Here is a 14607-nt window from a genome sequence, read left to right as displayed (position 1 = left end):
CAGGGGGATCCGGCCCACGGGCGGAGGACATCCGACGGCGGGGCGACCGTTCCTGGTCGCCCCGCCGTCACATGAGCCGTCGCGGACTGTGCCGAGGCTCTGGGCCGACCGGCGTCCCGCCGGGCCCAAACAGCGCTCGCAGGGGGCGCGGGCGGCCACGCCGGCCCATGAGACCAACTCGGCGCCTCGCACGCCGGACTGAAGGAGAGGCACCATGTCGAGCCTGGTGAAGGTCCCGGACAACCCGGTCCGGGTGAACGCACGTCTGGACGATCCGCTGTCCCGGTGGCTGTGGCTGGCGAAGTGGACCCTCGCCGTCCCCCAATACGTGCTCCTGTTCTTCCTGTGGATCACGTTCCCCGTGGTGAGCGTGATCGCGTTCTTCGCCATCCTGTTCACCGAGCGCTGTCCAACCCCACAAAGCCCACGGGCCCGGAACCTTGGTGCCGGGCCCGTGCGCTTGCCGCGCGTCAGGTGGCTGGTCAGTCGTGCGGGACCACCACGACCGGGGCCATGGCATGGTGCAGGACCGGCTGCGTGACCGGTCCCACGTGCAGGCCCGCGGGTGAACGACGCCTGCGGCGCCCGACGACGACCAGGGCCGCGTCCCGCGAGGCTTCCACCAGGTGAGGCGCCGCGCTGCCGACGACCACCTGCCCGTGTGTTTCGACGCCGGGGAACTTCTCCTGCCACGGCCGCAGCACCTCGGCCAGCTCACGCTGCGCGGGCGCATCAAACTCGAAGTCGAGTCCGGCGTCCAGGGCGCCACCGTATCCGTCATAGGGCGGCAGGCTCCCACCGTGGACGACGCGAAGGCCTGCCCCTCGGCGGGCAGCTGCGTCGAACGCGAACCCGATCACGGTGGCGTCCGGATGCTCCAGGTCGAGCCCGAGCACGATATCGCCCGTCGGGGACTGTTCCCCGGCACGCTCGCCGGCTCGTACGAGGGCGAGCGGAGCCTTGGCACGGGCCACCACGGCGAGTGCGACCGAGCCGACCAGAAATCCCCTCACGCCGCCCAGGCCCCGGGATCCGAGCACCAGGAGATCGGTGTCCTCAGCGGCGGCCAGGAGGCCCGTGACGGGCGGCTCCGCGATCAGGTCGGCACTGACGCGCAGACCGGGGTGGCGTTCGGCGATCCGTGCCGCGGTCTGCCGCAGCAGGCGCGGGCCCCACTCTTCCTGCTGATCGTCCACGGGCGGCACAGCAGCACCCGCCCGAGGCAAGTACGCATAGGGCTGCTGCCACAGCCAGGCATGCACGAGGCGCAGGGGCGCGGCGCGCAGCAGCGCCTCGTCGGCGGCCCAGTCGGCGGCTGCGGTGCTTTCGGGCGAGCCGTCCAGGCCGACGGTGACGTCGCGGGACATGTGCGGACCTCCTCAGGGGGACGCCTCTCAGTCTCCGCGTGCCACGACTGTGTCAGGAGGGGCCGCTGGTCCCACGGTCAGGGACCGACCGGTCCCCGCGTCACTCGTCCATGGACGCACGGGCAGCGCCAGTAGCGGCGCGCCGGCCCTCCCTGTGCACGCGGGACCGAACGACCCGGACATCGTTCTCCGAGGCTCGTTCAGACCACCGTGACCGGACAGTGGGAGTGATGCAGCAGGAAGGCGGCGAGGGGCCCCGGCCATGGGCCGATGCGGTGCGAGTGGCTGCCAGAACCGACCACCACGACGGCGGCATCACGCGTCGCCTCCAGCAGTGCACGCATCCGGTTGGAGCCGACCGTGCGGGCCTGCACCGCCACCCCGGGACACTGCTCCCGTGACCCGGTCACAGCACGGCACGGTGGAGACGGTTCGGTCTGTGCCTGTGGGCCCGCACCGTCGCGGACCCGATCCGCGGTAACCGGTGCAGGAAGGGAGGGCGCCGGGCGGTACCGGGGACCGGCGTGCACCACACGCAGCCGGAGCCCGCGACGCTGCGCCTCGGCGAAGGCGAAAGCCGCGGCATCCATGTCGGCCTCGTCCTCCAGGCCGAGCAGCACCTCGCTACGGCCGGCTGCCCTGTAGTTCCCCCGTACGACGAGCAGTGGACCTCGCGTACGCGCGGCCAGCCGCAGGCTCACCGAGCCGAACAATAAGCCCGCGAGACCGCCGAGGCCCCGTGTGCCGATGACGGTGAGCGCCGCATCTTGGCCGTGCCGGGCCAGCGCCTGGACCGGTCCGCCCTGGAAGGCCGAGGCCGTGACGGGTAGTCCTGGGTGCCGCTCGCGCACCCGCGCTGCCGCGGACGCCAGGACCGGACCGGCTTCGTCGGGGTCGGACACGGCGTACACGATGTCCAGCGGGGCGCCGCGCAGCAGCGCTTCCTCGGCGGCCCGGTCCAGCGCTCGTACGGCGATGAGCGAGCCGTCCACTCCGACGATCACATGACGGGTGGTCATGTCGTTCCCTCCCCTTGGTCGATGCTGTCTAGGTGGCGGCTGTCGTGCCGTCGGCCCGGTTCTCGAGTGCAGCTCGCCCCGCTTCGAGGCGGGCCGACGGGACGCGGAACGACGAGCAGGAGACGTAGTCGATGCCGGTGTCGTGGAAGAAGTGGATGGAGTCCGGGTCCCCACCGTGTTCGCCGCAGACGCCGGTCTTCAGGGCGGGGCTGGTCGCACGGCCCTCTTCGACGGCGATCCGGACCAGACGGCCGACGCCGTCCCGGTCGAGGGTCTCGAAAGGCGAGGTGGCGATGATCCCCCGGTCGAGATACGCAGGGAAGAAGGATGCCTCGGCGTCGTCGCGGGACCGTCCCCACGTGGTCTGCGTCAGGTCGTTGGTGCCGAGGGAGAAGAAGTCGGCGGCTTCGGCGATCCGCCCCGCGGTCAGGGCGGCACGGGGCAGTTCGATCATCGTGCCGAGGGGGCAGCCGACGGGGTGCCCGGCGGCGTCCGACACCTGGGCGAGCACACGCTCCGCCGTCGCCCGCACGATCCTGAGTTCTTCGACCGTCCCCACCAGCGGAACCATGATCTCGGCCCGTGGATCTCCCCCGGCCCGCCGGCGTTCCACGGCGGCCTCGGCGATCGCCCGTACCTGCATCTCGACCAGTCCCGGGACGACCAGTCCCAGGCGCACGCCGCGCAGCCCCGGCATCGGGTTGCTCTCGTGCATGCGCTCCACAGCGGCCGGCAGACGCCGGTCGTGCGCGGTGGGTCGGGTGGCGACGCGGACGGCGAGTTCGGTGCGGTCGGGCAGGAACGCGTGCAGCGGTGGATCGACCAGCCGGATCGTCACCGGCAGCCCGTCCATAGCTGCCAGGATGCCGACGAAGTCCGCCCGTTGCAGCGGCAGCAGCGCGTCCAGCGCGGTGCGGCGCCCTGCCTCGTCCTCGGCGAGGATCATCGCCTCGACCAGGCTCCGCCGCTCGCCGAGGAACATGTGCTCGGTGCGGCACGGTCCGATGCATTCGGCTCCGGAGCGGCGGGCACGTGCCGCGTCCTTCGGGCTGTCGTCGTTGGCACGCACCCCCAAGCGCCGCAGGCTGTCGGGGTGTTCGAGGGTACGGGCCACAGCTGCGGTCAGCGCTCCGTCGTGTTCCCCGGTGTCCAGGAAGTGGCTCACCGGCGAGTCGGTGAGCGGCAGAGCGCCGAGGTGGACCGTGCCCGCCGTGCCGTCCACGGAGATCACCGTGCCTTCGGCGAGCACGGTCCGGTCGGGTGCGGTGAGCGTCCGTGTCTCCGCGTCCACCGTCAGTTCCTCGGCAGCGCACACGCACACCTTGCCCATACCGCGCGCCACGACCGCTGCGTGACCGGTCTTGCCACCAGGTCGTCGGGGATGTGTTGGCAACGGCGGTGCAGGCGGGCTCGTTCGCTGTTCCAGGAGCGGAAGACCGCATGGATCGCCCGGTGCAGTTGCTCGCCCGGGTCCTGCGGGAACTCCTCGCCCGTCGCGTTCCGGATCATCGTTGTGAAGTCCTCGACGGGCCCGGCGGGGTCGCCGGTGGTCCCGCGCCGGTCGAACAGTGCCGGGTCGATATCGAGGACCGTGCGGCCGTACATCTGCAGGAGGCGGCGGTAGGAGTCCCGTGCGAACTGCTCGCAGCCTGTGGCCTCGGCGAGCCCGAGGACGGACGCGTCATCGAGACCGACGTCGAGGATCGTCTCCATCATGCCGGGCATGGAGAACTCGCCGCCCGAACGCACGGACAGCAACAGCGGGTTTTCCCGCCCACCGAGTCCACGACCGGCGCCACGTTCCAACTCGCCGTTTGCTGCCGCGACCCGAGCGGCCAGCGCCGCCGGCTCCTTGCCCGTGGCGAGGTGTTCCCGGCAGGCGTCGGTGGTGACGGTGGAGCCGGGCGGTACCGGCAGTCCCAGCCGGGTCATCTCCGCGAGGTTGGCTCCCTTGCCGCCGAGCAGGTCCGCCATGTCACGGCCGCCCTCGGCACACCCGTACACGTACCGGGTCATCTCTCTCGTCCTCCGGTGCTGCTCAGACGTGCGGGACGACGGCGACGGGACCGGGGGCGTGATGCAGCACAGCGTGCGCGACGGATCCGATGTGGGTGCCGAACCTGGCTTCCCGCATCCGCCGTCCCACGACCACGAGACCCGCGTCGGCCGAAGCCCGGATCAGCGAACTGGCAGCCCTCCCTCTCGCGACGGTCCCGGTCACGGCGACCTCAGGGAACTTCTCGCACCAGGGACGCAGCGTCCCGACCACGAAGCGCTCCTGTTCAGCGAGTAGTCGCGGGCCGTCAACGGGAGTGAGCCGGCCGGCCGCGGCGTAGGCGGACGGGCCGCCGAAGGCGTGGATCACGCGGAGCGGGGCCGCACGGCGCCGGGCGGCGTCGAAGGCGAACTCGATCAATTCGTCGCACGGCTGCTCGGTGTCGAGGCCCAGCACGACGTCGCGGTACGGGGTCTCGGGTATCTCCTCCGGGGATATCCCGTCCGTCGCGCACAAGTGCTCGTCGGTGCCGCTCCGTCCCGCCCGCACCAGCACCACGGTGCGCATCGACCTGGCGACCACCCGCTGTGACACCGATCCGGTCAGGAACCCGGCTGCTCCGCTGATCCCAGGGGAACCGAGAACCAGCAGGTCGGCCTGCCCGGCCGCGGCCAGAAGAGCCGTGACCGGCGTGTCCTCCAGCACGTCGTCGATGATCAGCAGGTCGCTGTGGCCGGCGTGTACCGTGTCCGACACTCGTGACAGCGTCTCCTCGGCCCAGGCCCTCTGCGGCAGGTCCGCCGGTACGGACGCGGTTGGGCGCGGCTGCCACTTCCAGGCGTGCACAAGGCGCAGCGCCGTGCCTCGGCGTACAGCCTCCCGGGCCGCCCAGTGAGCGGCGGCCAGGCTTTCGGGAGAACCGTCGATCCCCGCGGCGACGTGTCGAAGCATGATCCGCACCTCCAGCGTGCATGCCCGTGGATTTCCTCTTCTCCCGACGAGCCTCGTCTCAGGGCCGGCATGGGTGCAGAGGCCGTGCAGACCCTCCCGAGGGGCCCTTCGGCCCAAGTGCTGTCCGCCCTTCCACGCCCGGAACGGCGGCCCTTCGCACACGCTGGGGGGAAGTGTCGGCCTCGTGTCCAGGCCCGGTGCCGTGCGGCCCGGCCTCGGGGCCGGTCGGCCCATGGTGAATACGGGGCTTCACAGAGAAGTTGGAGAGAGCAGTCTCGCGCTCCGGGAAGAGGCCAGGATCATGAACGCTCCCCCCACTTCCAGCATGCTGCGGGCGTTGCCGGCCGAGTGCGCCGAGCGGCTCATGGAGATCGCCCGGGAAGTGTCCTTCCCTCAGGGAACCCGCCTGTTCGAGGAGGGACATCGCGCGGACCGGTTCTGGATCATCCGTAGCGGCACGGTGGCCCTCGACATGCGTGTGCCAGGTCGCCGAGCCGCGACCATCGAGACTCTCGGCCACAACGAACTCGTGGGCTGGTCCTGGTTGTACGCACCGCACACCTGGCATATGGGCGCCGAGGCCACGAGCCCGGTGCGCGCCTACGAGTTCAGCGCCGACGTGGTACAGGCCATGTGCCAGGCCGATCCCGCCCTGGGCATGGCAGTGGGTCTGTGGGTGGGGAACACCGTCGGACGCCGTCTGCGTGCGGCCAGAACACGACTCCTTGACCTGTACGCGCCCTACGGCAGCGGAGTCGATCGTTGACCGCGTCGGAATCCACCGAGGAGTCACCGTGCACGGTACCCCGCACATCGTCAGCGACGTGATGACCCACACCGTCGCCTCCATCGGCCGCAGGGCCGACTTCAAAGAGATCGTGGAGATGATGGAGCAGTGGAGGGTCAGCGCCCTGCCCGTCCTGGAGGGCGAGGGCCGGGTGATCGGTGTGGTCTCAGAGGCCGATCTCCTCCCCAAGGAGGAGTTCCGCGACAGCGATCCTGACCGGTACACGCAGCTGCGACGGCTCTCTGATCTCGCCAAGGCCGGCGCCGTGACGGCGGAGGAACTCATGACGGCCCCGGCCCTCACCGTCCGGGCGGGCGCGACCCTCGCGCAAGCCGCCCGGATCATGGCGCACGCCAAGGTCAAGCGGCTGCCCGTCGTCGACGACGTGGGCCTGCTGGAGGGCGTCGTCAGTCGCGGCGATCTCCTCAAGGTATTCCTCCGCGACGATGAGGAGATCGCCGAGGAGGTCCGCCGCGAAGTGGTGTCGTATCTGTTCCGTGCGCCGTTGTCACCGGTGCGGGTGAACGTCCACGACGGGATCGTCACCCTCGCCGGGCGCGTCCGGGACACCTCCTTGGTGCCCGTGGCCGCGCGCCTGGTGCGGGCCGTTGAGGGTGTGGTGGACGTCGAGTTCGAGCTCACGGGCCCGTCGGCCCAGCAGGTGCGGTGACCGGCGGTCGATTCCAGGCCCGCGAGGGAATTGGGCCGGTCGGCCCTAGTGTGTTCGGGCCCGGAGGGTGATGATCGTCGTCATAACCAGCTGGTGGTCCGCAGTCCACTACGGAAACTCGACTAGGGGTCTTCATGGCCGAGGCGCGTGCCTTCACGGAACAGAACCCGATCCGGGTCTTTCTGCTGGACGACCACGAGGTCGTACGCCGCGGCCTGACCGATCTCCTGGACGCCGAGCCGGACATCTCGGTGGTCGGCGACGCGGGCAGCGTCGAACACGCACTGGTGCGGGGGCCGGCGCTGCGTCCGCACGTCGCCGTGCTCGACGTACGCCTGCCGGACGGCGACGGGATCGGCGTCTGCCGCGAGCTGCGCAGCCAGATGCCGGAACTGGCCTGTCTGATGCTGACGTCCTTCGACGACGAGGAAGCACTGCTCGACGCGATCATGGCCGGAGCCTCGGGATACGTGCTCAAACAGATCAAGGGCTCCGACCTGGTCTCCGCAGTCCGCACCGTGGCTTCGGGCCAGTCGATGCTGGATCCGACCACGACCGCCCGGCTGATGCGGTCGCTGCGCGCCGACCCGGCCGGGGAGCCGGCCGTCGCTCCCGAACTCGCCGCACTCTCGCCCCGCGAGCGGGACATCCTCGCGCTCATCGGGGACGGGCTCACCAACCGGGAGATCGGCAAGAAGCTGTACCTGTCCGAGAAGACGGTGAAGAACCACATCTCCCGGCTGCTGGCCAAACTCGGTGTCCAGCGCCGCGTCCAGGCGGCGGTCCTGGCCACCCACCTGGAGAACCCCGACACCGCCGACCGTAAGAGTCGCTGACCCCGGGGAGTGCCCTGTGACGGGCGTGCCGGCCCACGCGACCGGCCCTGGTCACCCGCAGCCGCCGGACACCGTACGCACAGGCAGGTCGCCGGCTGTCTCAGTCATTCGCCGGACCGGGTCCCGGCCCAGCGCTGGGTGCGCCCACCGGTACCCGCCACACCAGCCGCGTGCCACCGCCCTCGGGCCGCTCGCCGAGCGTCAATGCGCCCCTGAGTGCGGTGGCCCGCTCCTCCATGTTCTTCAACCCGCTGCGCCGTACGTCACTTGGCACCCCGCGGCCGTCGTCCGTCACGGTGAGCGTCAGCTCTCCCCCGGCGCAGTGAAGCCGGACGTCCACGGCTCGCGCCCCGGAGTGCCGGGCCGCGTTGCTCAGCGCCTCGCCGAGCACCGCAACGGCGTGGTCGGCGATGTCGCCGGGGACGTCGGTCTCCACGAGCCCCTCGATCCGCAGCGCCGGCGGGAACCCGAACGACGTGGTCGACGCCGTGACGGCCTCGGAGACCCGGCCGCGCAGACCATTGCCCTCTCGGCCGGACCCACCGTGTGTCCGCAAGCCGAAGATCGTCGATCTGATGATCTTGATGGTCTCGTCGAGATCGTCGACGGTGCGCGTCAGTCGTTCCATGCCTTCGGGATGCTCCATGAAGCGCTGTGCGCTCTGCAGGGTCATCCCGGCCGCGAAGAGTCTCTGGATGGCGAGGTCGTGCAGGTCACGGGCGATGCGGTCACGGTCCTCGAGCAGTGCGATCTGTTCCGCGTCCCGGCGCCGTTCGGCCAGTTCCAGGGCGAGGGCGGCCTGGTCGGCGAAGCCGAGCAGCGGACCGGTAACCGCGTCGCCGAAGGGTGCGCCGCCCTGGACCCGCCCGAGCAGCAGCACTCCCCGAGCCTTCCCGTTGATGCCGAGCGGCACAGCCACGACGGGTCCGAGCCCGCCCCACTGGGCTTCGCCCTCGCTCGCGCGCCCATCGTGTGCGATGTCGGTGCTGACCACGGGCTCCGCGGAGCTGAGCGCGGCTCCGACGAAGCCGTCCCGCGTCGACATCACCAGGCCCCCGCGCTGCTCCGCGCCGAGCCCGACGGCCAGCGCGGGACGCAGCGCCTCCTCGCCCGGAACGCCTTCCGCGATCATCCCCATGTCGGCGGAGACGATCTTCCGGGCCTCGTCGATGATCAGTTCCAGCACGTCCGCACTCGACGCACCGGTCAGGAGCATGCTGGTGACCTTCCCGCTGGCCCGCTGCCACCGCTCCCGCAGCCGCGTCTCCTCGTACAGCCGCGCGTTCTCGATGGCGACGCCGGCCGCGACCGCGAGGGTCGACAGGACCGACTCGTCCTCGGCGTCGAACTGCGTGCCGTTGCGTTTCTCGGTGAGGTACAGGTTCCCGAACACCTCGTCGCGCACCCGGATCGGCACCCCGAGGAACGAGTGCATCGGCGGATGATGGGCCGGGAAGCCGTACGACTCCGGGTGGTGCGCGAGCTCCGGCAGCCGCAGCGGCACCGGATGCCGGATCAGCTCACCGAGGAGCCCGTGCCCGCTGGGCAGCGCCCCGATCCGGGCCCGCCGCTCCTCGTCGATCCCGACGGTCAGGAACTCGGACAGTTTCCGGTCGCCGCCGATCACGCCGAGCGCCCCGTACTCGGCGTCCACGAGCACCACCGCGGCCTCCACGATGCTGCGCAGCACCTGCGGCAGATCGAGCTCCCGCCCCACCGACAGGACGGCCTCCAGCAGGCTGTGCAGACGGTCCCTGGTACCGCGCACCGCGTCGATACGCACCTGCAGCTCGCCCAACAACTCGTCGAGCCGCAGCCTGGGCAGATGCTGCCCGGGTTCCCCGCGCAAGCCCGCGTCCTCCGCGCCCATCGCTTCCTCCAGCCGATTCAGCGATCAAGACCGCGCACCGGTTCGCCTGCGCTCACCGTACTGCTTGGGCGGCCTGGGCATCACCGCGCACTGCCCGATGACCTGACTCCTGAAGGAAGTTCAGCGGGGCAGGCGTCGCTGGGGCCGCTTCCGGTCACCCCGCGCTCCGGGAGCGGAACGGGGGTGCAACGAAGGGTTCCGGTTGCACCCCATTCCATCGCGGCACGGGCTGCCGCTGCTTCACCCCGTATGTGCCACGGACGACAGCTCGGCACCCACGCGTGTCGCCCACGTCTCGATCCGCTCGTGGTCGCGGAAGTCCCCCCTTCCCCGAGGAAACGATCTTCCGGGCGACGAATCCTTTGGCCCCCTCCTCCAGACAGCCCCCGAACGTGACGTGTTCACGGGCATCCAGCCGGGTCACGACCCGCCGCACGCCGAGCACAGGCGGGATGTCCTTTTACGTGGCCGATAGGCCGAGTGGACCGCTGCTGAACAACCACAGCGGGCGTCCGGCGAGCGCACGGCCGTGCCGGCGGACGAAGCGGCGGGCGTCCTTGTGCCAGCGCCCGCCATACAGGCCGCCGCCCACGACGACGGCGTCGTACGAGTCGACGTTCTTCACCGACCGCGCGGGCACCGCCTCGGTGGACAGGCCTTTCTTCCGCAGGACTTCGGCGATCGTCTCGGCTATCCACGCGGTCGATCCGTTCGTCGTCCCGTAGGCGACGAGCACCTTGCTCACCACGTCGGTACCCCTCTTCCCGCCGCGGGCTTCACAGCTTGCGCAGCCATGTCTCGGTGACACCCTGCAGGGCCGGCTCGTCCGGTCGCACGTGCGAGTCGTCCATCCGGTAGGTGAGCTTGTCGAGCACCGCGACCACGCCGTCGATCCGGTCGGTCATGGAGACGGCGATCTCTGCCTCGCTCCGGCGCTCCACATGGCCGACGAGCGTGACGACGCCCTCGTGCACACCGACCTCGACGGTCGAGGGAGTCATCCACAGCGCGCGGACCAGTACCTCGTCGATCACCTCGCGGCGGATCACGTCGTCCGGCTGCAGGAAGACCTGGATCAGGTCGCGGCGGGTGACGATGCCGACCATTCGGTCCTCGTCGTCCACCACCGGGAGCCGCTCCACACGGCTGCGCGCCATGGTCCGGGCGGCTTCGGCGATGGTGCCGTCGGCGTGCACGGTGACCGGTGGAACCGACATCAGCTGTTCGGCCGTGCGTGCGTGCCCCTTGGCGGCCTGTCGTCGGGCGCCGCGGGTCAGCCCGGGGAACCGGAACCGGCGGGGTGTCTCGTAGGGGTCCGGAATGGCCGCCTGCCGGACCATGAGGTCGGTCTCCGAGATCACGCCGAGGACCTTGTCGTCCTCGTCGATCACCGGCAGTCCGCTGATGCGGTGCTCATGGAGCAGCCGGGCCACTTCCTTGAAGGGTGTGCCGTACCGGGCCGTGACGACCTCCGTGGCCATCACCGATCCGACCTTGTCCTGCCTCATCTCTGTTCCTCCTCAGCGCAGTCGGCGCAGGTAGGGGTCCTGGGCGCGGCGCGGCAGCAGGCGGACGCGTGCGTCGAGCACGGTGACCTCGGCGGGTGTCGCCAGGACGGGGTTGAAGTCGGCCTCGGCGAGCTGCGGCAGGTCGCCCGCCATGCGGGACAGTCGCAGCAGAAGCTGTTCGAGGCCTTGGAGATCAGCCGGCCGGCTGCCGTGCGTGCCCAGCAGCAGGGGCGCACAGCGCGGCGCGGTGATCAGGTCGTGTACGTCGTGGTCGGTCAGCGGTGCGAGGCGGGCGGCGTGGTCGGCCAGCACCTCGGTCGCCGTGCCGCCGAGCCCGAACAGCACCAGCGGGCCGAAGACGTCGTCCTGCGTCACGCCCGCGAACAGTTCGGTGCCGCGCGCGGCGAGCGGCTGGACCACGACTCCGGTCATGAGTCCGGCGAACCGGGTCTCGAAGTCCCGGAAGGCGGCGCGTACTTGGGCGTCGCCCTCGAGGTCGAGATGGATCGCGTGCTGTTCGGTCTTGTGGACCAGGCCGGGCCAGTGGGCCTTCATGACCACGCGGCCGTCGGCACCACGGAGCCGTTCGGCGGCGATGACGGCGTCGTCCTCGGTCTCGGCCCAGGCCCACGGAAGTTGCGGAATGCCGTAGCAGGCGAGGAGTTCGGCGCAGGTGCGCGGGTCGAGCCGGCCGCCGTCCGGATGGGTGGCGAGGTAGGTCTCTGCGACCGCGTGCGCCCGGGCCGGGTCCACCTCGACGAGCTCGGGGATCGAGCCCGCGGGCCGCTGCAGCCAGGCCGTGCGGCGGGCGGCGTGCGCCAGGGCCCGGGCCGCCGCGACCGGTTCGGCGTACGAGGGGACGGCGCCGCCCTCCCGCGCGGGCAGCAGCGTGACCGGCAGGTCCTGCTCAAGGCGTACGACGACGGCGGGCCGTTCCCGCCGTCCGGGGCCGTCGGTGAGGGCTCGGACGAGGTCGTCGCCGGTCGCCACGGCGACCGCGGTGGGGACGAGGGCCATGAGCACGGCGTCGATGCCCGGGGACCGCAGAAGCCGGTCCACACAGTCCCTGAGCTGGTCCTCCGTGACGGCCGCCGTGGCGTCGACGGGATTGCCCGCGGCCGCCCCTTCGGGCAGCACGGCGAGCAGGTCGTCGATCAGCTCGGGAGTGGGGGCGGCCAGGGACAGTCCTGCTTCGGCGCAGGCATCCGCCGCAAGGACACCCGCGCCGCCCGCGTTGGTGACGATCGCCACGCGGGTCCCGGCCGGAAGCGGCTGGGCGTGCAACAGCGCGGCGGTTTCGAGGAGTTCGCCCACCGAGCGGGTTGCGGTGATGCCTGCCTGGGCGAACAGTGCCTGTCGGGTCATGGTCCGGGTCGCGGCGGCCGCGGTGTGCGAGGCGGCGGCACGGCGACCGGCCTCGGTACGGCCCGCGTCGACCGTCAGGACGGGCATCCGGCGGGTCACGCGCCGGGCGGTGCGGGAGAAGGCCCGCGGGTTGCCGAAGGACTCCAGGTGCAGCAGGGCCAGGTCGGTGCGGCCGTCGCTCTCCCACCACTGGAGCATGTCGTTGCCGCTGACGTCGTACTTGTCGCCGAGCGACACGAAGGACGAGACGCCGATGCCGAGCCGGGACAGCCCGTCGAGCAGGGCGATGCCCACGCCGCCCGACTGTACGGCTATGCCCGCGGTGCCGGGGCGGGGATGTTCGGCCGCGAAGGTGGCGTCGAGGCGGATCTTCGGGTCGGTGTTGGAGATGCCCAGGCAGTTGGGGCCGACGAGACGCATGCCGTAGGTGCGGCACGCGGTCATGAGCGCTTCCGCCTGGAGGGGGCTGAGTCCGGCCGTCACCACGAGCAGTGCCCGTACCCCGGCCTTGCCGCACTCTTCGGCCATGGCGGGCAGGGCGTCCGCCGGTATCGCGAGGACCGCGAGATCGGGGGCCTTGGGCAGCGCGCCGACCGACGAGTAGGAGGGCACGCCGAGAATCGAGGAGACGTGGGGGTTCACCGCGAAGAGCCGTCGGGTGAAGCCCCCCGCGTGCAGATGGTGCAGGAGAGCCCGCCCCACCGATCCGGGCCTGCGTCCGGCGCCGACCACGGCGACCGCTTCGGGTCGCAGCAGCGGTTCCAGGCTGACGACGTCGGCGGCCCGGCCACGGGCCTCGACGGCCGCGAGGTAGGTGTCGTCCTCGTCGAGCGCGATGGTGCAGCGCACCTCGGGACCCTCGAACCGGCGTCCGGCGCGCAGGCCCAGGTCGGTGAAGAGCCGCAGCACCTCGTGGTTCTCGCTGAGCGCGTCGGCGGTGAACGTGGTGACGCCGTCCGCACGCGCGGCGGAGACGAGGTGTTCCACCAGGAGGGTGCCGACACCCCGGTGATGCAGCCCGTCGGCCACGGCGATCGACATCTCGGCCGTCTCGGGGTCGTCGACGGTCTCGTACTCGGCCAGGCCGATCACCCGGCCGTGCGTCTCGGCGAGCAGCGCCCGGTACCCGGGGCGGGCCGGCGCCGCGGCCCGGTCCGCGGCCAGGTCGGCGGAGCGGCGGCTGGCGGCGAAGAACCGCAACCGGAGGTTCTCCGGGGACATCTCCTCGTAGAGCCCTCGCAGCTGCTCGTGGTCGCCGGGCCGTGCGGACCGTATGCACACGGTGGTGCCGTCCGCGAGCAAAGCGTGCACGGTGGGGCGATCGCGCTCGCCGTCCGTCATCTCGGACCTCCTCGGAACTTCTCGACTCTTCGAGCATCCAGCGGTGCGCGGCCCCGCCCCAGGGGCTGATCGGGTGCTCCACATGGGTCGGTCGGCCCCTGTCTCGTGGGACGGGCCACGGCGGAAGGTGGACACCCTTGGAATCCCGTACGCGTGGAGGGAACTGCTGCCATGACCGAGCCGATCGTTGTCGGGGTCGACGCATCCGCGCCCAGCAGGGCGGCGGCCGAATGGGCGGCGGGGGACGCGCGGCTGCGCGGGCTGCCGTTGCGGGTCGTGCGCATCGAGGGAGCCGGAGCGATCGCCGCGGTGCTGGCTTCGCGGGCCTCGATCATTGTTCTCGGGCTGCGCGGCGAGGACGGCGTCCCGGTGCCGGCCGTGGGTTCCGTCATCCATGAGGTGGCGGCCCGCTCGGACCTGCCCGTGGTCCTGGTACCAGCCGGCGGCCATGGCCCTGTGGGCGGCGAGTGGCGTACGGTCCAGGTGGTTCTGAGCCTGGACGCCCGCAACCCGGTGAGCCCTGTCGTGGACTTCGCGTTCGACGCCGCCCGGCGCCGCGGTGCCCGGCTGCACGCCATCCATACCTGGCGGCTGCCACCCTTCGCCGAGCGGTGGATGCCGTACGCGCTGCCGGAGGAGGACCGGGGCGCGTGGGAGGACCAGGAGGTGCAGCTGCTGTCGGACGCACTGCGGCCGTGGCGGGAGAAGTACCCGCACGTGGACGTCTACGAAGACGTCCGTCTCCAGATCCCATCGGCCGCCCTCGTCCGGGCGTCAGCCTCGGCGGAGCTCTTGGTGGTCGGCCGCCCGGGCCGGACGCTCGGCCCCACTCTGCGGGCCGTGCTGGAGCACACCGCCTGCCCGGTGGCTGTGGTTCCGGACTGACACGGGACCGTC

The 14607-nt window shown here is 71.4% G+C and carries 10 protein-coding genes and 3 pseudogenes; 5 read left to right on the top strand and 8 right to left on the bottom strand.

The window, feature by feature from the left end:
* Positions 1-214 precede the first annotated feature (214 nt).
* Positions 215-412: pseudogene (locus OG776_RS41005) on the top strand (DUF4389 domain-containing protein); the annotation flags it as partial.
* A 70-nt stretch (positions 413-482) separates the two neighbouring features.
* On the opposite strand, the gene OG776_RS41000 reads toward OG776_RS41005, so the two are convergent.
* The 4 genes and pseudogenes from OG776_RS41000 to OG776_RS40985 form a co-directional block, all read right to left on the bottom strand.
* On the bottom strand, positions 483-1367 hold the full coding sequence (locus OG776_RS41000) for a universal stress protein (RefSeq protein WP_148008255.1): 885 nt from the start codon (positions 1365-1367) through the stop codon (positions 483-485).
* Positions 1368-1567: 200 nt separating this feature from the next.
* Complete coding sequence (locus OG776_RS40995; RefSeq protein ID WP_329326621.1) at positions 1568-2386, bottom strand: universal stress protein; 819 nt, start codon at positions 2384-2386, stop codon at positions 1568-1570.
* A gap of 28 nt (positions 2387-2414) precedes the next feature.
* Positions 2415-4402, bottom strand: a pseudogene (locus tag OG776_RS40990) (putative PEP-binding protein).
* A gap of 22 nt (positions 4403-4424) precedes the next feature.
* Positions 4425-5333, bottom strand: a complete 909-nt coding sequence (locus tag OG776_RS40985; RefSeq protein WP_148008256.1) for a universal stress protein — start codon at positions 5331-5333, stop codon at positions 4425-4427.
* 301 nt (positions 5334-5634) lie between these two features.
* Between OG776_RS40985 and OG776_RS40980 the strand changes: the two genes are divergently transcribed.
* From OG776_RS40980 to OG776_RS40970, 3 genes are all read left to right on the top strand, one after another.
* Positions 5635-6099, top strand: coding sequence for a cyclic nucleotide-binding domain-containing protein (locus OG776_RS40980; protein ID WP_148008257.1), 465 nt, complete (start codon positions 5635-5637; stop codon positions 6097-6099).
* Positions 6100-6127: 28 nt separating this feature from the next.
* The gene (locus tag OG776_RS40975; RefSeq protein ID WP_148008258.1) at positions 6128-6790 is read left to right on the top strand and encodes a CBS domain-containing protein; all 663 of its coding nucleotides are present in this window, start codon (positions 6128-6130) and stop codon (positions 6788-6790) included.
* Positions 6791-6924: 134 nt separating this feature from the next.
* Positions 6925-7626 carry a response regulator gene (locus OG776_RS40970; protein ID WP_148008259.1) on the top strand — a complete coding sequence of 234 codons (702 nt, stop codon included), beginning with the start codon at positions 6925-6927 and terminating at the stop codon, positions 7624-7626.
* Positions 7627-7726: 100 nt separating this feature from the next.
* On the opposite strand, the gene OG776_RS40965 is transcribed toward OG776_RS40970, so the two are convergent.
* The 4 genes and pseudogenes from OG776_RS40965 to OG776_RS40950 all read right to left on the bottom strand — a co-directional run bounded on the left by OG776_RS40965 (position 7727) and on the right by OG776_RS40950 (position 13710).
* Entirely contained in the window at positions 7727-9496 is a 1770-nt protein-coding gene (locus OG776_RS40965; RefSeq protein WP_187285540.1) for a sensor histidine kinase, read from the bottom strand.
* A 240-nt stretch (positions 9497-9736) separates the two neighbouring features.
* Positions 9737-10244, bottom strand: a pseudogene (locus OG776_RS40960) (flavodoxin domain-containing protein).
* Positions 10245-10272: 28 nt separating this feature from the next.
* Positions 10273-11004, bottom strand: coding sequence for a CBS domain-containing protein (locus tag OG776_RS40955; RefSeq protein WP_329323596.1), 732 nt, complete (start codon positions 11002-11004; stop codon positions 10273-10275).
* Positions 11005-11016: 12 nt separating this feature from the next.
* On the bottom strand, positions 11017-13710 hold the full coding sequence (locus OG776_RS40950) for a bifunctional acetate--CoA ligase family protein/GNAT family N-acetyltransferase (protein WP_329323595.1): 2694 nt from the start codon (positions 13708-13710) through the stop codon (positions 11017-11019).
* Positions 13711-13881: 171 nt separating this feature from the next.
* Here OG776_RS40950 and OG776_RS40945 point away from each other — a divergent pair, with 171 nt between their 5' ends.
* Entirely contained in the window at positions 13882-14595 is a 714-nt protein-coding gene (locus OG776_RS40945) for a universal stress protein (RefSeq protein WP_148008262.1), read from the top strand.
* The last annotated feature ends 12 nt before the right edge of the window (positions 14596-14607 follow it).

This window comes from Streptomyces sp. NBC_01689, assembly GCF_036250675.1.
Taxonomy (GTDB): Bacteria; Actinomycetota; Actinomycetes; order Streptomycetales; family Streptomycetaceae; genus Streptomyces.
The sequence above is the reverse complement of the archived record's forward strand: the minus strand, read 5'-3'. Positions and strand labels throughout refer to the sequence as shown.